Annotated in this window: 8 protein-coding genes; 1 reads left to right on the top strand and 7 read right to left on the bottom strand. The window is 71.0% G+C overall.

All coding sequences use genetic code 11. The features are described from left to right. Nucleotides 1–113: 113 nt before the first annotated feature. On the top strand, nt 114–842 hold the full coding sequence (locus ACZ7CF_RS40250; protein ID WP_470372319.1) for a hypothetical protein: 729 nt from the start codon (nt 114–116) through the stop codon (nt 840–842). Nucleotides 843–925: 83 nt separating this feature from the next. Here ACZ7CF_RS40250 and ACZ7CF_RS40255 read toward each other — a convergent pair whose 3' ends face one another. From ACZ7CF_RS40255 to ACZ7CF_RS40285, 7 genes are all read right to left on the bottom strand, one after another. Further along, nucleotides 926–1,774 (bottom strand): XRE family transcriptional regulator, encoded by an 849-nt coding sequence (locus tag ACZ7CF_RS40255; protein WP_360384775.1) that lies wholly within the window; start codon nt 1,772–1,774, stop codon nt 926–928. Between the two features lie 19 nt (nt 1,775–1,793). After that, entirely contained in the window at nt 1,794–19,385 is a 17,592-nt protein-coding gene (locus ACZ7CF_RS40260) for a hypothetical protein (protein WP_470372316.1), read from the bottom strand. Between the two features lie 186 nt (nt 19,386–19,571). Further along, nucleotides 19,572–21,365 (bottom strand): hypothetical protein, encoded by a 1,794-nt coding sequence (locus ACZ7CF_RS40265; RefSeq protein WP_470372317.1) that lies wholly within the window; start codon nt 21,363–21,365, stop codon nt 19,572–19,574. A 48-nt stretch (nt 21,366–21,413) separates the two neighbouring features. Continuing rightward, nucleotides 21,414–21,926, bottom strand: a complete 513-nt coding sequence (locus ACZ7CF_RS40270; RefSeq protein ID WP_360384769.1) for a YbaB/EbfC family nucleoid-associated protein — start codon at nt 21,924–21,926, stop codon at nt 21,414–21,416. Between the two features lie 41 nt (nt 21,927–21,967). Beyond that, a complete protein-coding gene (locus tag ACZ7CF_RS40275) occupies nt 21,968–22,723 on the bottom strand; it encodes an ESX secretion-associated protein EspG (protein ID WP_360384767.1) in 756 nt (251 codons plus the stop codon). Continuing rightward, complete coding sequence (locus tag ACZ7CF_RS40280; RefSeq protein ID WP_360384765.1) at nt 22,720–24,369, bottom strand: PPE domain-containing protein; 1,650 nt, start codon at nt 24,367–24,369, stop codon at nt 22,720–22,722. Before ACZ7CF_RS40280 ends, ACZ7CF_RS40275 begins: the two co-directional genes overlap by 4 nt. Nucleotides 24,370–24,412: 43 nt before the next feature. Beyond that, nucleotides 24,413–24,793 carry a hypothetical protein gene (locus tag ACZ7CF_RS40285; RefSeq protein WP_360384763.1) on the bottom strand — a complete coding sequence of 127 codons (381 nt, stop codon included), beginning with the start codon at nt 24,791–24,793 and terminating at the stop codon, nt 24,413–24,415. Nucleotides 24,794–25,061 lie beyond the last annotated feature (268 nt).

The following is a 25,061-nucleotide window of genomic DNA, read 5'->3' on the forward strand; positions in this document are numbered from 1 at the left end:
CATCGGTACAACACCGATCCACCCCGAGGAGACACAGGATGGGCGCTCGACACCGCAAGCCCGCCATGATCGGCGCGGGCGCTGTGCTCGCGGTCGCCGCTGTCGCCGGTGGCATCTTCGCCTTCGGCGGCACCAACTCGAACGCGGCCGAGGACTGCGGCGGACTGGACCAGGCGCTGCGGAACAACCTCACCTTCATCGCCGGTCAGCAGGCGAACCCCGACGCCCAGTCGGACGCCCGCATCGCGAACCGCCAGGCGGTCGTGAACCTCATCAACCAGCGACGTGCGGCCGCCGGTTGTGGTGGCAACGTCCAGGCGCAACCGGAAAAGGGCCAGGCGGCCACGTCCGGTGAGGACTGCGGCGGGCTCGACAAGGCGTTGCAGAACAACCTGAGCTTCATCGCGGGCCAGAAGGCGAACCCGGACGCGCAGTCCGAGGCGCGCATCGCGAACCGGCAGGCCGTGGTCGACCTCATCCAGCAGCGGCGCAAGGCGGCGGGCTGCGCGGGTGACGGTGGCGCGGGCAACGCCGACCAGGCCCAGCCCGCTCCCCAGCAGCCCGGCACCGGTCAGGGCAACGGTGGCGCGTCCGGGCAGCAGGTCTGCGCCGGCTCGACCGTCACGCTGTCCGGCGAGGGTGGCGCGCCCGCCGCGTCCAGCGGTGAGTTCCCGATCGGCACCACGCTCAAGGTGACGAACCTGGACAACGACAAGTCCACCACCGTGAAGGTCGCGTCGGTGTCCGGCAGCTGCGCGCTGCTGAACAACGCCGCCTTCGAACAGGTGCGGGAGCCCGGCAAGTTCCTGATCCGCCGGGCGCTGATCGAGAAGATCGGCTGAGAGTCCACACCGGACGGTTGCCGCAGGACGGCTGTTCTCCCGAGGCACGGGAACAGCCGTTCCGCGCGTTCGGCGATGTCGCGCTAGGACCACGACCAGCTGAACCCGCGCACACCGGGCCGCACGTTCAAAGCCACGTCCAGCAACGTGCGCCCGGGAGCCACCTCGGACCCGTCCGCGAGCTGGACGGCGGAGGCGGGAGGGGCACCCTCGAACGTCACCTCGAGCACGTACTCCCGCGTCGGCAGGCGGAACTTGCGCTCGTAGCTCGTCGCGGGAGGACAGGGCGCCTGGTTCACGATCTCGTGCTCGACCACGACGCTCTCACCCTTGCGCAGCGGCCGTTCGAACAGCAGCTCCGCGACCAGCAACCCCTCGGCCGGCTCCTGGACGACCCGTCCGACCGTGCAGTTCTTCAAGGCCTTGACCAGCGGTGGCGGGCGGTCGCGGTCGTCGGCGTGCAGGATCACGACCCACCGGTCGGGCCCGTTCATCAACGCCGACAGCACCTGCCGGGAGCGGAAGACCCGTTCGGTGCGGTCCGCTCCGATCGTCACGAAGTCCTGCTGGCTCACGCGCAGGAGCTGGTCGTCCCACTGCGTGTCCAGGTCGTGCAGGGCGTGCTCGACGGGCGCGGGGACCGGCCAGAACGCCGACACCGGCGCCGGCGCCCCGCGCAGCCAGCGGCCGCGTGAGCGCGGGGGGTCGAGCAGCTCTGACAGGTGGCCGGGAGGCACCCGCAGGATGTGCTCGAGGTGGACGACGGCCTGCAGCGACTTCTGCCGCTCTGGCCGCCTGCGACCGGTCTGCCAGCAGCTCAGCGTCGCCATCGAGACGGAGACGCCGTTGTGCGAGAGGTGCTCGCGCAGGCGCTCCAGACCGAGACCGCGATTCGTGATCGCCGTCCGGAGAGCCTGCGCGAACTCGTCCACGCCGGTCACGCTAACGCACTCACCTGCCCGGCTGAAGTGGCTGGTGAGGTCGGTAGGTCACGCGGCCGTCGACCACCACCACGTCGACCTCGACGGGAGCTCCGGTGTGCTCGCCCATCGGTGCCAGCACCAGCGGTGCGGTGCCCGTGCCCTGGTGGATCACCAAGGTCGTGCCCAGCCGGGTGGCGATCAGGTGGCCGAGCAGGTCGCGCGCGTTCCCCGCACCGGTGTTCTCGTTCGCGTCGGGGTGCAGCGCCCAGTTGGCGTTCTCGACGAGCGCACCGGTCAGGTGTCCGGTGTGAGCCGGCCTGAACGAGGTGAAGTCCGCGACCGCCCGGCTCACCGCCGCGGTGGTGGCGGCCTGGTTCAGCACCTGCGCACGCAGGGCGGCCGGGTCCTGGCGCACCACCTCCGCGACCGCCGCGTACAGGCCGTCCGAGGTGACGGGCGGGGGAGCGGGCCGGTTGAGCACGTCGAACGCCAGGTGCCGCAGGTGCCGCCGCGTGCTGCTGACGTGTTCCTCGTACTCGCTGAGCCGGCTCGACGGGGCGGCCTCCGCCACCTCGGGCTGTTCGGGTCCTCCGGAACCGGTCGGCGCGACCTGGCCGTCGGCGTCGGCGAGCGGTGGCACCGGGTCGGCGAGCGGGGGCACCGAGTCGACGCGCGGTGACACCGGGTCGGCGAGCACCAGGGATGCCGACCGGCCAGGGCTGAACCGGACCAGCGGTTCCTCGGTCACGTGCCTGTTGACGATCGTGTCGAAGATCTTCCGGTCGAAGTCGGTGGCAGGGTCCCAGTACAGGTGTGCTCCGTGCTGGACCCCCACGTTGCGGTTGACCAGCAGGAAGACCATGCTCTCGTAGTCCTCCTCGCCGAGCCGGTTGCCCTCCGGGTCGTACATGCCGTACATGTCGGCGTCACCGGTCATCCAGATGAGGTCGCCCCGCGAGTTCGACCCGTGGACGACACCGTCGATGACCTTGAACTTGCCCTCCTGCTCGTACTGCTCCATCGTGCCGATCAGCTCGGCGAACTCGGCGGTGCGCTCGTGGAAGCGCTTGGCGACCTTGTCCCGCATCGCAGGGTCGACGCCGGAGAGGTCCGGGTTCGGGTCCGGCTGGAAGAACCCGACGAGCCCGACGTGCTCCGCGTCGGCACCGAGCAGCACGTCGGCCTGGTTGATGGTCTTCGCCTTGATGTCCTTGGGCTTCGGCATCGCGCCGTCGTGGAGCCAGCGAACGGAGTCCGGGTTCGTGGGACGGACGTCCAGCACGATGTTGAAGCGGTCGACGAAGTTCTGGAACCGCTCCTGGTTGCGCTTGGGGATGCCGAACTCCCCTTCGAGCCGGTCAGGGGTGAGCGGCGCGGCGTCGTCCGGAACCCGCCACTGCACGGAGTCCCGCGGTTGCGCGGGACGCGGCGCGGCGGACGTCTTGGCGTCGATCTCGTCGAAGAGGTCCTCGACGAACGGCTTGCCGAGGTCCGGTTCCGGCAGCTGCGGCTCGACTGGTCGACCCGGGGTCGTCCGCTCGCCCACGCCACCGGCACGGCTGGACCCGGTTGCGTCCTGGTCCGCCGGGGGACCGGTGAGCGCGCTGCTGACCGCCGCGGCGCCGGCTTCCTGCTCCGGCGTCGTTGCCGCGCCGGGTTCGGTGGTCTTGCGTGGTGGTTCGGATGGGCCGGCGTGCGGGTTGTCGGGCACGGTTTGCGGCTCGGCCTCGATCTCGGCCTCGGGTTTTTGCTCCGGTGTCGTCGCCATGCCGGGTTCGGTGATCTCGCGTCGCGGTTCGCTTGGGCCGGCGTGCGGGTTGTCGGTGGTGTCAGGAGTCGACGTGGCTGGTGGTGCCTCGTTCGTCTTGGGGTCCGTGGTCGCGGCTTCGGGCTCGTTGTGGAGCACGGTCTGCGGCTCAGCTTCGACCTCGACCTCGACCTCGACCTCGACCTCGGCCTCGGCGGAAGCGGTCGTTGCCGCGCCGGGTTTGGTGGTCTCGCGTCGCGGTTCGCTTGGGCCGGCGTGCGGGTTGTCGGTGGTGTCAGGAGTCGACGTGGCTGGTGGTGCCTCGTTCGTCCTGGGGTCCGTGGTCGCAGCCTCGGACTCGTTGCTCAGCACGGCCTGCGGCTCAGCCTCGACCTCGACCTCGGCCTCGGCGGAAGCGGTCGTCGGGTGCACGGTGGGGCTCGGCGTCGTGGGCTGGACATCCGCAGGGCCCGTGACCACCGTGGTCTGTCGCGGAAGTGACGCCTCGGCGTTGCTGCGGGTGGCCGGTGCGGCGACCTGAGGACTGGGCGTGCCCGTCTCCGCACGGCTGCGACTGCCCCCGCTGCCCACAGACGACTCCGCGGGCGGCGAAGGCGGCGTGGGCAGCGGCTTCTGGCTCGCACCCGCTGCGGTGTTGGTGACCTCGGTGGGTGGGGTGTCCGTGGTCGCGTTGCCGGGAGGCGTGTCCGTGGTCGCGTCGCGGCCAGGCGTGCCCGTGGTCGCGTTGCCGGGAGGCGTGCTCGTGCTCGCGTCGCCAGGTGACGCGGACGGGGCCGGCGGGGCGGGCGGGCCCGACGGTGCGGGCGGGCCCGACGGTGCGGGCGGGCCCGACGGTGCGGGCGGTGCCGACGGCGCCGGTGGGGTCGGCGGTGCGGGCGGGGTCGAGTTGTAGAGGTCGACCTGGCGGTCCGCCTCCGCCTTCGCGTCCCACCACTTCTTCTGCTCCGCGTCCGCGGCCCTGCGCGCGTCGTCGAGCTTGGTCTCCGCTTCCTTGATCTTGTTCTCGGCCGCGGCGCGCTCGGCCGAGAGCGCCTTGTGGGCTTCCTCGGCGGTGGTGCGGGCGGTTTCGGCGTCGGCGACGGCCTTCTGCTGCGCCTGGAGGTCCGCGCGGGCGTCGACGGCGGCCTTGCGTTGCACGTCGAGCTGCGCGTGGGCGTCGGTGAGCTGCTGCTGGGCGTCGGTCAACGCGGTGTGCGCCGCGTCGGCCTCCTGGCCCAGCCGGTCCAGCTCGGCCTTCGGCGCTCCGCTGATCTGGGCGTCGTCCAGGGCGTCCTTGGTCGTGAGCGCGTCCTGGCTGAGCGACGAGATCTGCGGCGTCAGGTCCTGGATCGCCGCGCGGGTCTGCGCGACGTCCGCCACGGCGGTGTCGAACGCCGTCTGCCGCGTCCGGAGCTCGGCCTCGGCGTTGACGTGGTTCTCGATCGCCGTGTTCAGCTTCGTCGCGGCGTCACCCAGCGGCTGGTCGGTCCTCGCCAGCACCGCGGCCGCGGAGTTGATGACCTCCTGGGCCTCGTGCCGGGCCTCGTCGACCTTCTTCTCCGCCTCGCGCCAGTCGTCGGCCGTCTTCTTGACCTCGGTCTGGGCGTCCTTCAGCGAGTCGCTGAAGTTCTGGTTCAGCATCGACTCGACCTCGGTGGCGGGCATGCGCACGCCGGCCGAGCCGGGCACCGTCAGGTCGACGACGCCGGTCTTGCCGCCGACCGTCGCGACGACGCGGTACTCGACGTCGAACTGCACGAGACCGGTGCGCGACGGGTCCTTGGGCTTCACACCGCCGCCCTGCGCCTGCGCCGGGCCGCCGGAGACCGCGGACGACTCCTCGTTCGCGTGCCTCAGCTCGACTCCACCGGAGCCGACGTTGACGGTGTCCGCGGGGTCGCCCTGCTTGACCGCCGCGCTGCCCTGGGCGAGGCCCACGGCCACGTCGGAGGTGTCGGCGACCTTGGCCTCGCTGGAGACGTCGGTCGTCTTGGTGATCAGCGGGGTCTCGATCTTGACGCCGTCGCTGAGCGAGCCCAGCTGCGGGTTCACGAGCTTCGCGTAGACCTTGACGTCGGCGTCCTGGCCGAACGTCAGCGCCGCCTCCTTGAGGCCGGGCACGTCGAGCGGTCCGGACAGCATCGCGGGCAGGTGCGGCTGCAGGTTCTCCGGGCTGAGGGTCGAGAGCAGGCTGTTGAGCGAGCCCGTGCCCTTGCCGGTGAGGCCCTTGCCCGCGCCGGCCTCCGTCATCGCCTTCACGGCGGCGTCGCGCAGGTCGCCCGCGCCGCGCAGGTTCTCCACCGACGCGGTCGCCGGCAGCTGGGTGGCCCGGCTGTCCTGCTGGAACGCGTAGGTCGCGTCCGGCGTGCCGAACTCACTGCTACGCCTGCTCGCCGCCGACATGTAGGGCTGCGGGGCGCCGCGACCGGTCGTCGGCGCCGAGACCTTCTGGTTGTCCGCGTGCGTGCGGACGACCATGTCCTGCTCGGCGCTGCGGACCTTCGCGACCTCCTTGGCGCCCTTCTCCACGACGAGCTCGAACTCGACCGGCACGGTGTAGCGCGCCGCCGGACCGCTCGCCGTGCGGTTGTGGCCGAACGCCGTGCTGGTCGAGGTCGTCACCGAGGTGCTCTGGGCGGAGCCGACGTTCGCGATGGCGCTGAGACCCGCGGTGCCGGAGACGTTCGGGTTCGCGCTCCCCGGCGCGGCGAGGCCAGGTGTCCGCAGGCCGAGGCCCCAGCCGGTGCCGCGGCCCTTGCCGTCGCCGTCCTTGCGGGAGCCGCCGTCGTTGTGGGACATGTCGACGCCGTCGTTGACGACCTGGTCGAACTTCGGCTCGCCCGTCTTCGCCCGCAGCGTGACCTGGTAGGAGTCCTTGCCGAACGTGCCGGGCTGGTGGACCAGCAGCGGCACGCCGCCGTCCAGGGCGCTGTCGATCATCGCCTTGACGCTCGACGGCGAGTTGAGGTCGACGATGCGCTGCAGGTTGCTCATCGAGTCCTTGAGCACGGAGTCCGGGATCAGCGGGGCGCTGCCGAACTTCTTGGTGTTCGTGGACAGCTTCGTCGTGAGCTCGTTGACCGCCGCGGAGAGGTCGGGGACCTTCTCCACGTTGGACAGCCCGAGCGCGCCGGGCTCGCCCGGTGCCACCGTCGACGGCGGCGCCATCTTCGGGAACTCGGGCTTGGGGACGTTCGGCGCCACCTTCGGCAGCACGCCCATCTCCCGCGCGACGTCCTCGGACACCCGCACGAAGACGGACTTCGGCAGGTCCACCTTCACGCCCTCGGCGTTCGGTGTGCCGCCGTGCACGAAGTTCTCGGCGCGGCTCTCACCGACGATCGTGAACTCGGCGTCGACCTGGACCAGCACGGTCCTGGCGTCGTCCGGTGTGGTCTGGCCGCGGTCGACGTTGCCGCCGATCTCGTTCGACGTGGTCTTGTTGTCCGACCACGGCGTCCACCTGCCGGTGACCGCGACACCGCCGGACCCGCTGGGGTTCGACGGCTGGCCGGCGGGCGGCGGGGTGACGTTGGGACGCACCGGGACGTTGATGCCGGCGACGAGGTCGACCGACCGGCTCGTCGTGGACGACCCACCGGCCTTGTACCCACCGCTGACCGAGTTGTCGGTGCCGGTGGCGTCCGAGATGGACACCAGCTTCGCCGCACCGAGCTTGACCGACATGCCGATCGCGCCGGAGCGGTCGGTGACGCGGCGGTCGTACTTGAGGCCCTGCTCCTGCACACCGGTCTCGATGAGCCGCTGCAGGTTCGCCTTGATGTTCTCCGGGGCGAACATCTTGTCGATCTGCGCCCGTGACGCCGTGCCCGGCGTGGTGAGCGCCGAGTCGCCCTTGGCCGCGCGGTTGAGCGCGTCGATCGCCTGGTCCCGCAGCTCCGTCGTGTTGGCGACCGCCTCCACGTTGAGGAACTCCGGCGACTTCTGCCGGGCTTCTCCCGGGTTCAGCAGGTCCTTGACGGTCGGGGAGTTGCCGATCGGCGTGGCCTTCGGATCACCCGGCTTGAAACCGTCACCGGGGTCGTCCTTCAGCGTCGAGGAGTCCGACACCCACAGGTTGACCTTGCCGTCGATCTTGCCCAGGCCGGCGCCGGTCTTGGCGACGGTCTTCACGTCCGGCGCGTGCTGACCGGGCGCGCCCGGCACGATCGTGCGGACCCACGTCCGGGGCCGCGTGAACGTGGTGATCTCGACCTCGAACTCCACGTCGCCCTGGAACACCTGCGCGTCCGCGCTGCCGGGGTTCGACGAGGTGGCGCTCACCGCCGGTCCCGCCGAGGTCTTGTCCGTCCACGAGTGGCTGTAGGACACACCGGCCTGCGGCATCGGGGTCAGCGAGGCGACGCCGGTCTTCACCGGGATGTTGGCCCTGCCGGTGATGCCACCGGTCCAGCCCTTGGTGGTGCTGGTGTTGGCGTCGAGCTTCGGGCCGCTCGTGGTGGAGTCGCTGACCGCGCGCCCCTCGGCCTTGCCGAGGTGCTTCGGGTTGGTCAGCTTCGCCTTGACCGTGACGTTGACGTAGGTGTTCGTCGTCTTGCCGGAGTTCTTCAGCTGCACCTGGACGCCCGGACCGAGCAGGCTGTCCATGTTCGCCTTCAGCGCGGCCGGGGACAGGCTGGCGTCCAGCTTGCGCTGGTTCGCGAGCTGCACGGCCACGTCACCGAACCCCTGGCCCTTGCTGGAGCGGGGGTTCGCGTCCGGGTTGTTCCACTTCGGCAGGAACTTCTCGAACCCGGGCAGCTCGCGCAGCTTCGTCTCGACCTGGCCCTGCACCTGCGTCGCGGGCACGAACTCACCCACCTTCGCGTTGCCCGCGGCGAGCGTGTCGGCGACGTAGGGCGGCAGGAACCTGGTGTCCGCGGTCGCCGGGTCGGTCGTGGTGTTGAGGGCGCTGCCCACGGTCGGCAGGCCCACCGAGCCGGCCTCGCCCAGACCCATGCGCATGTGGGTCGTGACCTCCATGGTCACCGGCTTGCCCGCGGGTCCCTGGACCTCGACCTCGGCGGTGACCTCGTACAGACCGGTCTCGGCCTTGACCCCGATGCCGGACTTGCGGCTGGAGCTCGTCCCCGCGTTGACGCCCTCCGCGGTGCGCGCGGAGTACCCGCCGGTCGCGCCGACGGTGCCGCCGACCTGGCCGGGGACACCGATGTTGCCCCCGAAGCCGGCGGTGACGTCGAACCCGGTCTTGCTGGCCGCGGACACGCTGCTGCCCCAGGAGAAGGTGTCCTTGAGGTCCAGCGCCGCGTCGGCGTGCGTGCCGACGAGCTTCGCGTCCTTGAGCGTCGCCTTCATCTGCACCGCGGCGCCCTTGCCGGCGTGCGGGCTGATGAGGTCCGGCGAGGTGACGAAGCCGCCGAGCATGGCGGGCAGGTTGTTGCGGATCGAGGTCGGGCTCAGGAAGTTCTGCAGCGCCTCGCGCCCCGGCGAACCGATCTTGGTGATCGACGGGTGCAGGTTCTCCGCGACGTCGTTGAACAGCTTCCCGGAGTCCTTGACCACCACGGCTTCCGGCACGACGTTCTCCGCCTTGACGCCCCACGCCGCGTCGGACGGCGTGACCGCCGCGGAGGACTTGCCGGAGTCGACGATCGTGCTGAGGTCCGTCGGCACCTGAAGCGTCACGTCGGGGCCGGTGCTGAGCGTCGAGAACAGCGTGGGGTTGCCCGACGCGTCGTACAGCGTGATCTCGTACGAGACCGGCACGGTGATCTTCTTGGACCCGGAGTCCGATCCCTTGATCGCACGCTGCTCGGTGACGGAGGTGCTGGTGGCCTGCGACACCGCGGGTGTCGCGAGCGCGGCCTTGCCACCCAGCGAGCCGTACGGTCCCATCGCCACGCCGGCCGTCACCGCACCGCCGACGTCGTTGGACGTCGAGATGCTGTTCGTCGTCGTGGACGCGGCGGCGGCCTGGTAGTTCTTGTCGACCTTCGTGGTCGCGGCGTCGGTGGTGCTGCTCCCGTCCGCGTGCATCTCGGCGCGGACGTTCGCCTCGAACCAGGCGTTGCCGATCTTCACCTGGAAGTTGCGGCCGTCGCCGAGGAACGTCTCGAAGTCGTTCTCGATCGCGTTCTTGATGCGGGCGGCGTCGTCGGGCTTCAGCCCGTTGATCTCCCGCACCACCGCGTCCGCGCCGCGCACGTCGGTCGGCACGATCGAGCCGAGCGCCTTGTTGTCCTGGAAGAAGCTCGGCAGGTTCGTGTCCGGGAGCTGGCCGACCGGCTGTGGCGCCATCGTCGTCATCGGGATGACGGGGTTGGGCGTCGGCCTGGGCGGCGCGGGACGGGTGTCCGGTTCGGGCGCGGGACGGGTGTCCGCGTCCTCGTTCTGACGCGTCTCCTGGAGCTCGGTGGTGAAGTCGAGGAAGGCTTCGAGGTGAGCGGTGTTGTGCCCACCCGCCTGCGCGTCCCGGATCTGCTGGTCGACGTGGTTCCGCACGGCCGCGAGGTCGGCGTCGCCGAAGTGCCGCCAGGCCGGCGCGTCCACGTCGGCCGGCAGCTGCAGCGCGTGCGTGGTGAGAGCGGCGTCGCGGTTGTTCGTGAGCTGGTCGACCCGCTGCTGGTAGTACTCGACCTGGCGGTCCGCTGCCGCCCGCCTGGCCGCCTGCTCGTCGAGCATCGCCTGGGTCTTGAGGCGGTCGGGCACCAGGTCCGATGCGTTCCACCGGTCGCGGGCCGTCTTCATCTCGTCGAGGCGCTGCTCGGCGATCTGCGTGCGCTGGTCGTGGATCGCGGGCGGGCCCGCCTGCCGGGACACCTCGATCATGTGCTCGATCGCCGCCGAGCGCGCGGCGTCACGGCCGTACGTCTGCTGCAGGTCCCGCAGCGCCGCGGTGTCCAGGCCGTACAGCGACGCCTCGAACGACCGCTGCGGCGTGCCCTCGTGGACGGGGCCGAAGCCACCGGGCACGACGAGGTCCATGTCCGGGGCCGCGGACCGTGCCGACGGGTCCTGCATGAACGGCCGCGGCTCGGCCGCGGGGGCGGCCTGCTCCTGCCGGGCCTCGACCGGCGGGGCGGTGTCGCTGTCCCGCGCGTCGGTGTCCGAACCAGCTGACGAGGAGTCGTCCGATCGGACGGACGCCGAGTCGTCCACCTCGGCCGTCGGCGTGTCGGGTCGGGACGGCACCGGCGTGTCGGGCCGGGACGGCGACGGCGTCTCCATCATCCGGATTTCCCGGATCTGGTCGTACAGGCGGTCGAGCTCCGGGGTCGGGAGACCGCCGATGCGCGCGTCACGGATCAGGTCGGTGACGCGGTTCTCGATGATCTCGGCGTCGGCCGGTGTCACCGCCTGCCACTCGGGTGCCGTCGTGTCGGCGGGCAGGTTGAGCGCGTAGGTGGTCAGCGCGTCGGTGCGGTCGTACTGCAGCCGCATGAGCTCCTGGTCGAGCTGGCGCGCATGGTCGGTGAGCCGCTGCTGCTCCGCCTGCCGCTGCGCCTGGTCCGTGCGCATCAGCTCGGACTTGAACACGTCCGGCAGGGCGTCGGTGGTCCGCTTGAGGTCACGGGCCTCCTCGCGGGTCTGGCGGATCTCGCTCTGCAGGTCCCGCAGGTGCTGCTGGAGGCCGCCTTCCTTGTGGGCGATCTCCTGGTAGCGGGACATCTGCTCGATCTCGAACGAGCGGTCCGGGTGGGTGCTGTGCTGCGCGGCCAGATCGGCGAGCTCGGCCTGCGACTTCCCGTACAGCGAGGCCCGGAACGCCGCGTGCTCGTGCCGCGGGGTCAGCACGCGGTTGTCCGGCCGCGCGTCCACGTCGGACTGCGCATCGGCGTCGGACCGCGCGTCGACATCCGACTGCGTGTCGAAACCGGGAGCGCTGTGAATGCTTGCGGTGTCCCGCTGCGTGCGTTGCTCTTCGAGAGCGCGGGCGAGCTGGCGTGCTTGGAACTCGCGAGTCCTGACCCCGAGATCGCGCAGGCGTTCCGCACGCGCATCGAGCTCGGCGTTGAACCGCTCCAACCGCTGCATCGTCGCCTGCAGCTGCGCGTACTTCTCCGCGGCCTTCTCGAAGCGGTTGCCGTAGTCGGGATCATTCGTGAACGCCAGGTTGCGCTCTGCCTGCTGCACCAGGGCTTCGGCTTGGGCGATCTTCTGGTCGAAGTCGACGGAGGTGTCGACCTCGTGCCCGAGCATCTGGTTCAGGAAGCCCTGGACACCCGTGGTCGACGACTTGCCGTCGCGGTAGTTCTGCAACGCCTCCTTGGCGTCCTCCAACTGGGCGCTCAGGCCGTCCAGGCCACGCGTGGAGGCGTGGTTGATCACGATGCGCACGTCCGCCTCGTTGCGCACCCGCTCCTGCAACACCTTCAGGTCCGAGGCGTCGAACCCGGCGTTCTCGGCCGCCGTGATCTGCGCGGTCAGCTGGTTGTCGAGCCGGGGGAGCACGTCAGCGGGGACGTGTTCGAGCTTGTCCGCGTTCGGTCCCGCGACGAACTTGTCGATGAGGTGCGTGGTGCCCAGCGCGGGCCCCTGCGCGGCAATGGTCTCGATCTGGCTGTTGGTGCTGTCGAGGAGGTCGGTGAGGGTTTTGACCTGCGCGTCGATCTGCGCCAGCTGTGCGGTGTGCTGCGGCGTCTTCCACAGGCTGGGCCGGCGGGGTGCCTGGGACTTCACCTCCGCGATGCGGTTCTCGAGGGTCGAGGCCCGTTCCCGCAGGGCGTTCACGAACGCCTGCGGGCCACCGGGGTGCGCGGCCGCGCGCTTGACGAGCTGGACCGTCTGCGCGGCCTTGTAGAGACCCTCGTCCTGGCGGCCCTTGTAGAGATCGGCGATGGTCTGGTTGACCTCCGCCGAGGACTTGCCCGCGAGCCACGCCTCCATGCCGGCGCGGACCTCCTGGGCCGACGGGGCACCGAGCGCACCGAAGGTGCCGTTCTGCGAGCTGATCTGCACCTGCGTCGCGCCGCCCGGGCCGTGCACGGTCTGCACGCCGTTGTTGTCGACGACGAGCTGCACGTCCAACGCCTGCGCGATCGACGCCGGCAGGTGGGAGCCGACGTGGGAGTCGGCCCACGACGGCGTCTGCAGCGCCTTGTCCACCAGGTCGGCGGGCGACGGCAACGCGCCGTTCGCTTTCAGCTGCTGGGTCAGGTGGTTGATCACCTCGACGTCGCCGGGGTTCGTGCCGGCGGCCTTGGGACCGGCGTTCACGACGTCCCAGCGCCTCGATGACCCGTTCGCCAGGTCGTCGGCGAGGTTCGCCCGCCACTGGTCGGCCTTGGCGTCGGCGGTGAGGCCGGGGAGGTTCGGCTCCAGGTCGGGGTGGAACTTCGCCAGGGTCTCCTGGCTGACCTGGTTCGCCACCCACTTCGCCAGAGCGGGCGGGGTCAGACCGGAGTGGTTGTGGTTGCGCGGGTTCTGCCGGACATCGCCGAGCACTGTGTCCACAGTGGACTTGACGTCGGTGGAACCGACCAGCGGCGAGGCGTTCGGGACCGGCGCGTTCTGGAACGCCGCACTGCGCAGCACCGACTCGACCAGACCGACGCGGTCCAGGTTCGGCAGGTGCGTCTGGTTCGGACGGGCGGCGGCGGCGTCGACAGCGACGTCGACGTCGCTGTCCGAGTCGAAGAACCGGCCGGGCATGGTCGCCGGCCTGGTTTCGAGGTCGAGGTCGGTGTCGAGGCTCGAATCCGAGTCCGTCTTGGTGTCGACGGTGCCGTCGGTGCCGGGCGTGGACACCGGGCCGTCGCTCGACGGTGGCTTGGGCGTCCAGCCCGCGGGCGGCGGCACGGTGGCGGGACCGGGCGGTTCCAGCCTCGTGTCCGGGACCATGACCTGGCTGTTCGCGGTGCGTTCGATCAGCCAGAGGTGACGGGGCAGGATGCCGGGGTCGGGCAGGTGGACGGCGGAGCCCATGAGGCCGCCGTCGTTCTCGTGCACGCCGGAGTTCGTCTCGTGCTGCTGCAGGACCCGGGTCGTGTCCTTGTACTCGTCCGGGATGCCGAGGTAGTGCAGGGTTTCGTGGGCCAGGACCTCGGGACTGGTGTCGGGGTTCCAGTGGTCCTGGTTGACCTTCGGGTCGTTCGGGTCGACCTGGACGGTGGTGTGGGCGTCGGCCTTGTTGTCGGTGAACTCCAGGTTGACGTGGAACTGGTCGCCGCTGGGCAGCCGGAAACCCTGGTTGAGCAGGTTGTTGACGCCGTTGGTGGCGTTGTCCCTGATCTGCGCGAGCTGTTCGGCGGTGGTCTTGCCGGTTGGTTCGAGGTGGACCTTGACGGTGTATTCCTGCACGAACTTGCCGGGGCTGGTCTCGATGCGCCGCAGGTCGTAGTTGATCAGGCCCTTGTAGGCCTCGATCTTCGACGGCGTGCTGTCGGTGCGCACGTCGCGGACGTCGAGGTCGACGGTGCGGACGTCGGTGTCGTTGCGGCGATCGGCCCACGTGCTGCGGTCAGCCGGGCTGTCCGGTTCGGACCACTCCGCGGTCCGGGCGGGGTCGTGCCGCCACGACTCGTCGGACAGCACGTCCTTGCCCTGGTGCGACTCCGGGGTGGGCGGCGTCATCCGCGGCGGCGCGCCACCGCCGCGGACCTTCTTCGGCTCCGTGGAAGTGTCCGGAGCAGCACCGGGCGTGTTCGTCCCCGCACCGCCCTGACTGCTCTCCGCCGCGGACGGCTTCGCGGGCAGCGGAGGCGGCGTGGGCACGGACTTCCCACTGCCGTCCGCTGTGGTGTTCGTGGCCGTGCCGGCGGATGACGTGGACGGGACCGGCGGCACACCGCCGTCGCGGCCCTGACCCGGGACTCCGGTGTTGGCCGGAGCAGGCCTGAGTGCGTTCGTGTCCGCACCGCCACGGCTGCTCTCCGCCGCGAACGCCTCCGCGGGCAGCGGGGGCAGCGGTTTCTCCCTGATGTCCGCCGCGGTGTTCGTGGCGTCGGCAACGGGGATGTCGCGGGGGGCCGACTGTCGATCGGCAGTCGTGGTGTCCGGGATGACCACTTCCGCGCGGACGTTGCGGCGATCGGTTTTGGGGTTCTTCGAGTCCGGAGGGACCTCGCGACCGTGCGAGATCGGATCGACGCGGATCTGCCCGGCATCCAGCCGCCGCTCGGGCGGCACGTCGCGTTGCAGCTCGTCCAGCAGACGCGCGACCTCGGACCTGGTCCACGCGGCGGCCACATCAGCGCGTTGCTGACTTGCCGCGTCGCTGTTGAGGAGGTTGTTGCTGTAGCCGTGCAACTGGATCTCAGGCAGGGGCATTCCGTTGCGATGCCGCCACAGCGCCGCTTCGACTGTCTGCTGCGCCAGACCGGTCAGCATGCTGGTCGCGTTTCCGGGCAACTTCTGCACGCCGGCCGCGACCTGCTCCGCGTCCAGGTCCTTGGTCTCGCCCATCGGCACCTGGTAGCTCGTCGTGCTCTGGTGAGACGTCGTGACAGCCACCAACGGGTTCGCCAACTGCATTGGCGTGTTCACGTCGTCGACATGGCCCCACTTGTCGAAGAACGACTGGCCGGGCTGCTTGCTGTAGTCGTTGAAGAACCACATCTCACCCGGCTGCGGCAGCTGAGGTCCCGCGATCTTGTTGATCGCCAGCCGCGCCTGGAACGTGGCCTGGTTCAGCGTGGTCTCCGCGCTCTGGCGATCGCCGCCCTGGACCGAGGGGTCGGCGAGGGCCGCACGGCTGTCCTGGATCTTCGTGAGCGCCTCGACGAGCATGAGTTCCGCGTCCACCGTCCCCGGTGGCTGCTTGCGAAGTTCCGCCTCGATACCGGGAAGTTCGTGTTGGTGCCTGCGCAGGTTCTCACCGATCGCCTGGTTCAGCAGCTCCTTGCGGTAACCGCCCTGCCGAACGGTTTCGACGCTGATCTGCATGTCGTCCGCGGCGCTGTTCACCACGACCGAACCGAGGTGGTAGCCCCACACCTGCGGAAGCTGCTGCCCGTCACCCGTGCGGGTGTAGTTCAGACCGTAGTTGGCGCCAGCCGGATCGGGGGCCGCGATCGACTGGATCATGTACGCCTCGCCCGGCTTGGCCCAGGCGAACTGGTTGACACCCAGCTGTTCGGCCGCCTCGTCGAGCTTGGCCCGCTGCTCGGTGCCCGGCATCAGCGCGGAGCCGTACTGAGCACCCACCGGCGGTGGGTTCGTCGAGGGGGCGACCATGGCGTCGGCCACCTGCTGCGGGGCGAGCGTGGTGGACGGTGACGAGGGTTGCCTCGCCGCGTGGGCGAGCGCGAAGGCCATCTCGTGCATTCCGTTGAACTTCAGCGGACCGCCGTTGCCGACCTTGGCGACGACCGGCGTACCATCCGGTGGCCGCATGACCGCCTGGCTGTGCGTGCCACCGATGATGCCTTGGGAGAACTCGCTGCACACTCCGGGCGGCCTGCTCGCGAAGTGCGGCTTGACCATGAGCAGCGTTGTGTCCCCATGACGCACCGTGTTGCCGGGTGCCACCTTCAGTTCGAGCTTGCTGCCCACCTCCTTCAACCGCGCCTGAGCGTCCGCGATCACCTCCGGTGTCGCGTAGAACTCCCTGAACTGGTTGCCGCCACGAGCAAGCGGCAGAGCGAGGCTGTTGTCCGAGGAGAACATCATCTCCGGCTTCGCCGCCACGCCCGTCTCCACCACCGGCACCACGGACGGGAACTGACCCGGACGCGGTTCCAGCACCACCTTCGTGCCCTGCCAGACGAACTGCGGCTCGACACCGTCACTGGCGAACTCGTAGTCCCGCGTCGTCACCGGGCCGGTGTAGTCGTCGATGATCGAGTCGAGCAGGTCGTAGGCCGATTCGCGGTTGGCGAGGTGGTCCACCATCGCGTCGTGGTCCGGGCCGGCGATGCCCTCCGCCACGGCGATGTCGTGGTCGTAGCCGATCACTATGTCCCCGTAGTCGGCCAACGCCTGCGGGTCTGCGGAGCCCATCTGCGGGTTGTGCCTCGTGGGGCGGCTGAAGTTGATGGGAGCCGGCGTCTGCGGCTGTGCAGGGCCCATCTGCGGGTTGTGCCTCGTCGGGCGGCTGAAGTTGATCGGCGCCGCCGTCTGCTGCTCCACGGGACCCGTCTGCGGGTTGTGCCTCGTGGGGCGGCTGAAGTTGATCGGCGCCGGGACCTGTTGTCCCGCGGGACCCGCCTCCGGGTTCTGCGGCGTCGGGCGGCTGAAGTTGACCGGTGCACGACGGGGCTGCGCGTCCTCGGGCCTGCCGCGTCCGGAGTCGGTGGCGGGATTCGGGGTCGGTGTCACGGCCGCGGCAGGAGCTGGAGTCACGCCGGTGGGAGGCGGGGGAGCCGGTCGCGTCTGTGCGGGTGGCGGCGTGGTCGTCGGAGCGCTGGTCTCGGGCTTCGGCGTGGTCGCAGCCGGCGGGGTGTTGACCGGTGGGGTGTTGACCGGCGGTGCGCTGGTCGGTGGTGCGGGGCGCGTCTGCGCGGGCGGCTGTGTCGACGACGTCGTGTCCGGGCGCGGTGCCGGGGTGTTGGCCGGCGGCACGGTGGTCGCCGGGTTCGGCGAGGGAGCGTTGGCCGCGGGCGTTGTGACCGGCGGTGCGCTGGTCGGCGGTGCCGGACGGGTCTGCGCGGGCGGCTGTGTCGACGACGTCGTGTCCGGGCGCGGTGCCGGGGTGTTGGCCGGCGGCACGGTGGTCGCCGGGTTCGGCGAGGGAGCGTTGGCCGCAGGCGTTGTGACCGGCGGTGCGCTGGTCGGTGGTGCCGGACGGGTCTGCGCGGGCGGTGCGTCGGAACGCGGCGGCTGTGCGGCCGGGGTGGCGTCCGGGCGCGGCGACGGCGCGTTGGTGTTGGGCGCGGGCGACGCCGGCGGGGACGACACGGGCGGCGTGCCCGGCCGGGACTGGGCGGGCGGCGCGGTGTTCGGGTTCGCCGCCGGGGAAGCGGACGGCGTGCTGGAGGGAGGCGGGGTCGTCGGCGTCGGCTTCGGTGCCGGCGGCGGGGTCGAGGGCGACGTTCCCGGTGCCTTGGTGATGGTGTTGTCGGGCGTGGGGGCCTTGGGCGCGTCGAACACGCCCTTCGAACCGCTGATCGGAACCTTGCTGCCGCCGCGTTCACCGCCGGTCGCGCCGGGGGTTCCGCCTGGTGCCATCGGCGGGGCCACGGGGGGTGCGCCCGCAGCGGGAGGCGTCACGCTCGGAGCCGTGCCGCCGCGCGAGCCCGTGCTCTGCGGTGGGGTGCTGACGGCGCTCTGCGAGCCGGGGGTGTTGCCGGGGTCCTTGTAGCCGGGCGCGGACGGCGTGAACGCCGCGGGAGCCTTGGCGCCGCCACCGGGGTTCGCGCCGCCACCGGGGTTCGCTCCGCCCGGAGTCGAACCTCCAGGGGTGGAGCCGGGCGTCGAACCGGGCGTCAGCGGGATGTTGGCGTTGGGCTTCGGCGCCGGTGGCGGGGTCGAGGGGGACGTTCCCGGTGCCTTGGTGATGGTGTTGTCGGGCGTGGAGGGCTTGGGCGCGTCGAACACGCCCTTCTGACCGCTGATCGGAACCTTGCTGCCACCGCGCTCGCCGCCGGTCGCACCCGGCGTCGCGCCACCCGCCGGCGGGGCCATGCCGGGCGCCATCGGGGGAGGCGTCGCGCCGCCGCGCGGAGGTGACGTCACCGCGCCCTGCGAGCCGGGAACGCCCGTGGACGGCTTGGTGCCCGCCGCGCCACCGGGGTCCTTGTAGCCGGGCGCGGACGGCGTGAACGCCGCGGGGGTCTTCGCGCCACCGCCGGGGGTGGCGCCGCCGGGAGTGGAGCCACCCTTGGTCCCGCTGCCGCCGGGAGTGGAGCCGGGGGTCGCGCCAGGCGTCGCACCGCCCTTGCCGCCGGCGCTGCCGGGAGCGGAGGGCGTGAAGGCCGCCGGGCTCTTGACGCCGGACCCGCCGCCCTTCGAACCGGAGGCGCCGGGAGCACCGGGCGTGCCACCGACGACCGGCGGCGCACCGGCCGCGGGACCGCCCGGCGACTTGCCGAGGCTCGGCGTGAAGTTCGCGCCGCCCTTGGGGCCTTGCGTGGGGCTGACCTTGCCGCCGCCGGCCGGCGTGGGGCCGACGCTGGGCGTGAAACCCGCGCCGCCGCCCTTGGGGCCCTGGGTGGGGCTGACCTTGCTGCCACCCGCCGGAGTGGCACCGGCGGTCGGCGTGAAGCCGGCACCGCCCTTGGGACCCTGGACGTCGCCGACCTTGCCGCCGCCCGGTGCCGAGCCGAGGGTGGGCGTGAAGTTCGCGCCGCCCTTGGGGGCCTGGGTGGGGGAGACCTTGCCACCGCCACCCTGCGAGTTGGGGGTGGAGCCGGGGTTGGCGCCGCCGCCCTTGGGACCCTGGACGTCGCCGACCTTGCCGCCGCCCGGTGCTGCGCCGAGGGTGGGCGTGAAGTTCGCACCGCCCTTGGGACCCTGGGTGGGGGTGACCTTGCCGCCGCCCTGCGGGCCGGGGGTGGAACTGGGGTTGACGCCACCGCCCTTGACCGTGCCGGGACCGGACACCTTCGGGCCGCTCTGCCCGTTCGGGCCCGGCGTGGAGCTGCCGCCTCCCTTGACCGACCCCGGGTCGCTGACCTTGCCACCCGACGTGCTCGGACCGGAGGGCGGCGGCGCGGTCGTGCCGGCCGGCGGCTTCGCGTTGGTGCTCGTGTCGATCGAGCGGAGGTTGGAGCTCTGGTTGGTGTCCGTCGTGGTCGACGTCTGGTGCGTGGCCTTCAGGCCGGACTGGACGTCGGTGAACGCCTTGGCGCCCCTGTCCGCCTGCGCGACCGCGTTGTCGTTGGACGCGTTGAGCGCGGGCACCGCGAACAGGCCGATGGGGCCGAGCGCGTTGCCGCTGAAGCTCAGGCCGCGCAGGCCGCTCGAGATGCTCGCCAGGCGGGACCCGAGGTCGCCTGCCTTGTTCTGCAACCCCTGCATCGAGGAGTCGCTCATGGAGTAACCGCTGTTGCCGGTGGGACCACCACCCGTACCGGTGCCGGCCGGTGGCGCCGAGGGGGGCGGGTTCGCTCCCGGGTTCGGCGACGGGTTGGGATTGACGTTCCCCTTGGCCATGGGCGGTGCTTCTCCAGTACTGCGTCAGAACAAGGCGGGACCTCGGATCCCGGCTGTTGGCTGGACTTACTCGGTCGGCCGGACGGAACGCTGGAACGTCGGCTGTACCGGCTCCGCCGCCGCACCGCTGGCCTGAGCGTCCACCTCGAAGGCGGCGACCGCGCGCAACGGCTCGTTCGCCACGAGCGGGTTGACGTTCTCGTAGACGGCGGACTCGGCCTCGATGCCCGTGGCGTAGTAGGCCTCACGCGGCTGCGACGGTTCGAGACCGTCGTACGCGTGCGATACCTGTGTGCGCGCGAGCGGTTCATAGGCCGTGGTCTGCTGCAACGGCTCGGACTGCGTGTCCGCGCTCGTGTAGGCCTCACGCGCCTGCATCGGCTGCACGGCCTCGTGCAGCGAGCCGCCCGAGGTCATGCTGACGCCGGACACCATCGTGGAGTCCGAAGCGACGCCATGGGAGAACGCCACAGGAGCCTCCACGGCCTCCGCGCGCTGGAACGCCATCGGGGCCTGGACCGCTTCGGCGCGCTGGAACGCCATGGGCGCTTCGACGGCCTCGCCACGCTGGAACGCCATGGGCGCCTGCACGGCCTCGGCGCGCTGCATGGGCTGCAACGGCTGAACCGCCTCGGTGCGGTGCACGGCCTGCATCGGCTCGACGGCGTGCATCGCCTCAACGCGCTGCAGGGGCTGCATCGGCTCGGCGTGCTGGAACGGCTGCAACGGCTGCAACGGCTCCGCCTGCATGGCCCGCACGGCGTGAGTCGCCTGCAACGGCTCCGCTTGCAGCGCCCGCACGGCGTGAGTCGGCTGCAACGGCTCCGCCTGCATCGCCCGCACGGCATGGGTCGGCTGCAACTGCTCTGCCTGGTGCACCGCCATGCGGGCCTGCGTCGGCTCGGCGTCGGCGAGGCGCACCGAGTTCTGCAGCGTCGCCGTGGCGGTGCCGGTCGTGCCCGTGGTGGTCTCACCGGTGGTGGCACCCGGAGCCGTGCCGCCGCCACCGCCCTGCTTGTTCTGGAGCGCCTCGTCGATCTTGTCGTTGACGCCGTCCTGGGCCTTGTAGCCCTCGTAGGTGATCTCGGCGGCGTCGGCGGAGTTCTCGAACCGCTCCCAGCCCTTGCTGACCTTCTTCATGATCTCGTCGAGGTCGCCGATGCGCTTCATCTGACGGGCGAGCGCGGCGACGACGCGGGCGACGCGCGAGGCGATGTTGACGCCGAGCGCGACGGCCTTGCCGACGGCGAAGCCGATGAAGATCGGGATCGAGGCGCCGAACGTCGGGATCATCGCGGCGGCGGCGAGGATCGCGCCACCGATCAGCGAACCGATCAGCTGGGCGATCAGGTCGCGCACGATGTCGCGCAGCACCGTGACCAGCATGCCCATGATCGCGGTGATCTTGGCCTTGGTCTCGACGGCGTTGGCCAGGTCGTCGAGCTCCTGGTACATGGAGTCCATGGACGTTTTGAAGCGCTCGGAGGACTGACCGGTCCAGCCGTCGAACGTCGCGAGACCGCTCTTGTGGTCCTCGGCCAGCACGCGCAGCTCGGCGGCACGGGCCTTGGTCGCCTCGACGTTGGCCTGGATCTCCTCCGGGTTGCCCATCAGCTGGTTCAGGGCGTCGCGCAGGAACGACACGTGTTCGATCAGCCAGCCGACGCCGGCACCGATGATGCTGCCCAGCGGGTCGATCGCGAGCATCACCGTGGCGGAGGCGGCGCCGATGGCGTTGAACGTGATGTCCAGGGCCTTTTCGGTCTCGCTCTCGGCGTCCTTGCTGATGCCGTCGATCAGGCTGCCGTAGGCCTCGATGAACAGCGAGCCCTTGAGCTTGTTCTCCTCGGTGATGTTCATCCCGGGAGGAGACGGGAGTGGAGTTTCCGGCGCGGTCATCGCTGTTCCTTACCAGGGCTGGTTGTCGTCGTCATCGTCGTCGTCCGCGCGGCGCCTGCCGCGGACGGGCGGCGGCTGGGGAGCCGCCGCGGGCCGGGACGCCGGCGGTGCCGCAGGGGCCGGTTCCGGGTCGTCGTCGATCTCGTCATAGGTGTCGCCGGTGTCCTCGGCTTCGTCGTCGTCCGGGATGGAGTCCGAGACCATCTGGTAGGCCTCGGTGCCCTCGCCGAGCGGTTTGAAGAGCTCCAGGACCTGCAACGCCGCCTGCTTCTGGGCCTGCCGCGCCGTCTCCAGGATCGCCGCGGTGAGCCGGGCGGCGCCCAGCTCGACCGCGCGGTGCCCGAGCTGCAGGTTCTGCAGGCCTCCGTTCGGGCCCACCGTGACGGTCACCGAGCCGTCCTTGGACGACACGGTGGCGGAGGCGGCCGCGAAGTTCTCCGTGAGGTCCTCCGACTTCTTCTTCAGGTCGGCCAGCTTGGCCTCGTACTCTTCGACCCACTGGGTGGGGTTCGCGGGGTTCACACGGTCCTCCGGCGGCGGCGGTTCAACTGAGACGCGTCAGATCACGCGAGCACAGCGTTGATACGGGTTGCGATGCGGTCGTTGTCGGTCGGCGAGAGGCTCAGCCAGCCGTCCGAGTTGACCATCAGGTAACGGCCCTGGTGGGTGTCGAACCAGTTGATGACGACACCCGACCGCTCCCGGCCGAGGGTGACGCCGAACTGGCCACCCGCGACGCGGTTCGAGGCCAGCTCGTCGAACTGCTTGGCGTCCTGGGCGGACAGACCGGCCTGCCGCAGCGCCTCCTGGTCGTCCACCCCGCCCTCGCCGAACAGGTCGTCCGCGGACTTGGCCCCTTCGGTCTCCTGCAGCGCCACGGCGTCCTGCAGCGACTGGACCCGCACGTTCACCGCCGTGCCCGGACCGGGCACGGCGTCGGGCAGGACCTTGACGATCTCGCGGGCGATGCCGGTCTCCCGGATGCCGAGCAGCCCCACCCGGTCGTCGTCGATGATCGCGAGCGCGGCGCGCTCGCCGTTCGAGACGGCGAGCGCCCGCACCGTGCGGTCGAGTCCGGCCACGGCGTCCACGGACACCCGGTGGTCGTCGAGCAGCCGCAGATGACCTTCGAGGCGCTCGTTGTCGACGAGACCGCGCGAGCGCAGGTCCTCGAGCGTCCTCTCGGTCAGCACACGGCGTTCCTGCTCCGTCGCGCCCTCGCTGGGCACGTCCAGCGGGTAGGGCACGCTGCCGAGGTCCAGCGCGTGCCACAGGACGTCGAACTCGCGCGGCGTGAGCAGGAACTCAGGCGTGATCACGCGGGCTCTGCCCCCTTCGGCTTCTTGACCTTCGCGGCACCGATCACCGACGGGGGCAGGTTCTCACCGGGGACCTCGAACAGGTCGCCGCCCATGATGAAGCTGGCGGAGCGGTGTTCCTTGTCCTCTTCGCCCCTGCCGCCGCCGCCCGGAGCGCCACCCATCGGCGCGCCCGCACCCATGCCGGCACCGGCCGCCGCGGCGCCACCGGGACCCATGCCCATCGGCATGCCGCCGCGGGCCGCGTTCTGGACACCCGCCGCGCCACCGGACTGCATCGCGCCACCGGCGCCCGCGGTACCACCCGCGCCACCGCCGAACGCACCGCCGCCGGCGCCACCACCGCCACCCGCGCCCATCTGCGGGGTGTACGGCATCGGGCCGCCCTTCATGCCACCGCCGCCACCGGCTCCGCCGCCACCGCCGGCTCCACCGCCCGCACCGCCGGGGCCGTTGTAGCCGGGCGCGGTGGGCGTGTACGCCGCGGGACCCTTGGGGTTCTGCGGCGTGTAGCCGGGGTTCTGCGGGGTGTAGTTCGGGTTCGCGATGTCCCTGCCGACCACCGGGGTCCTGGGGATGTTCTGGTTCTGGCCGCCGCCGGGCCTGGCGGTGCCGGTGCCGCCGAGCTGCGGCGTGTAGCCCGGCGCGGTCGGGGTGTAGCTGCCGCCGCCACCACCGCTGCCGCTCGGGTACGTGTTGCCGGAGTTGCCACCCAGCTGCGGGGTGTAGCCCGGCGCGGTCGGCGTGTACGCCGCCGAGGTGTTGGTGCTCGTGTTGCCGGGGTTGTAGCCGGGCATCTGCGGCGTGTAGTTCGCGCCGGCGCCACCGCCACCGCCGTTTCCGGCACCGGTGTAGCCGGGCGCGGTCGGCGTGTAGGCCGCCGCGGCGGGCTGGGTCCCGGTCGTGGTGCCGGCTCCGGTTCCGGCACCCGCGGGGGACGGGGGAGCGGCCACACCGGCACCGCTCTGCGCGTGCGTCGCCGTGAGAGCGTCCGCGTTGCCGTTGAGCGTGGGCACGTCTCCCATGCGCCGCACCGCCATCACCGGCTGCTCGACCTGGCCGGTGTTCGGGTTGAACGGCGGCTTGAAGGTCGGGGTCGTCGAGTCGATCTGACGGGAGTTGTTCTCCATGTCCGTCATCACGGTGACGGCCTGCTCGTGCGCCGCGCGCGAGGCGGCGTTGGCCAGCGCGATGTCCGCTGAGGCCAGCACGAACGCGGGCGTGCCCGGCTGCGACAGCGCGGCCGCCGCCTTGTTCCAGTCGAACTGGACGGGCTGGGGCATCTGCGCGCGGGCGTTCTCCATGACGCGGCCCTGGTCCGCGACCTTGGCGCCGACCTCGACCGCGGTGCGAGCGGTCTCGTCGACCCAGTCCCCGAGCTTCTTCATCGCGGCTCGGGCGGCCTCGGCGGCGTCACCGGTCCACCTGGACTCCGACGCCGCGATGACCGAGTTGATGGTGCGCGACGCCTCGGTCAGCTCGGTGCCGTACTTGCCCCAGTCGGAGCTGATCTGGCCGGCTTGACCGGGGTCGTTGTTGTTGTGCACCGCGGCGTACAGCTCTTGGTGCGAACGAGACGCCCAGTTCTGCGGGTCCGTGAGGACCGGGACGTTCTCGATGTCGCTCGGGACGGTCTCGGGGGGCATGACCGGCTCGCCTCTCACGTCGTTGGGTCAACTGGCCACAAGATCAGCTGTTGCCCATGTGCTTCTTCAGTTCGGCCTGCTGGTCCTCGTCGAGGCGGGTGAAGTTCTCGATCGCCTCGACGATCGAGTTCTTCGTCTGCTCGAGAACCGTGCGGTACGCGGTCATGACGCTGACGAACGAGTACTGCTCGCCGTCCGCGCGGTGGGTGAACTTGTCGCGCATCTTGTCGCCGACCGGGTTCGCTCCGAGCGGAGCCGGGCGGGCGATGCTGCTGGTCGCGCGTTCGATCCAGGAGTCGACCTGGTCTATCTGGGCCTGGAACTGCTTGCGGAGCTCCTCACCCGCTGCCGGGTCGAGCTGAACCTGCCCCGAGGAGACGGTCTCGCCGAGCGGGACAGCCTCTTTGTCACCGACGATGTACATGCGGGCAGTATCGGGGGTCTTTTCGCACATCGCGCGTTCCGTTCCAGGCCTGTCCCAATTGAGACTTGTCCGCGCAAAGCGTTGCAGGGGAGGGAAACCGCCGGCTCCAGATGAACGGACTGTAACAAGCATGTCGTTTCCGCAGGTTGTGGAAGCGCTCTCGGGACGTTGCCCGCTCGGGCTTTCGATCTCCGTCCACGCCATCGGATCTGCCCTCGACAGGGCCGGTGTGACCGAAGTCACAGTGGTCTGAATGTGTGATTTAGGG

It is taken from the genome of Lentzea sp. NPDC036955 (assembly GCF_055608005.1).

What these genes read in the sequence shown, in the direction of transcription:
- ACZ7CF_RS40260 (WP_470372316.1), bottom strand. Translation starts at nt 19,385, where the DNA reads ATGAGCGACTCCTCGATGCAGGGGTTGCAGAACAAGGCAGGCGACCTC.
- ACZ7CF_RS40280 (WP_360384765.1), bottom strand. Translation starts at nt 24,369, where the DNA reads ATGCCCCCCGAGACCGTCCCGAGCGACATCGAGAACGTCCCGGTCCTC.
- ACZ7CF_RS40285 (WP_360384763.1), bottom strand. Translation starts at nt 24,793, where the DNA reads ATGTACATCGTCGGTGACAAAGAGGCTGTCCCGCTCGGCGAGACCGTC.
- ACZ7CF_RS40265 (WP_470372317.1), bottom strand. Translation starts at nt 21,365, where the DNA reads ATGAACATCACCGAGGAGAACAAGCTCAAGGGCTCGCTGTTCATCGAG.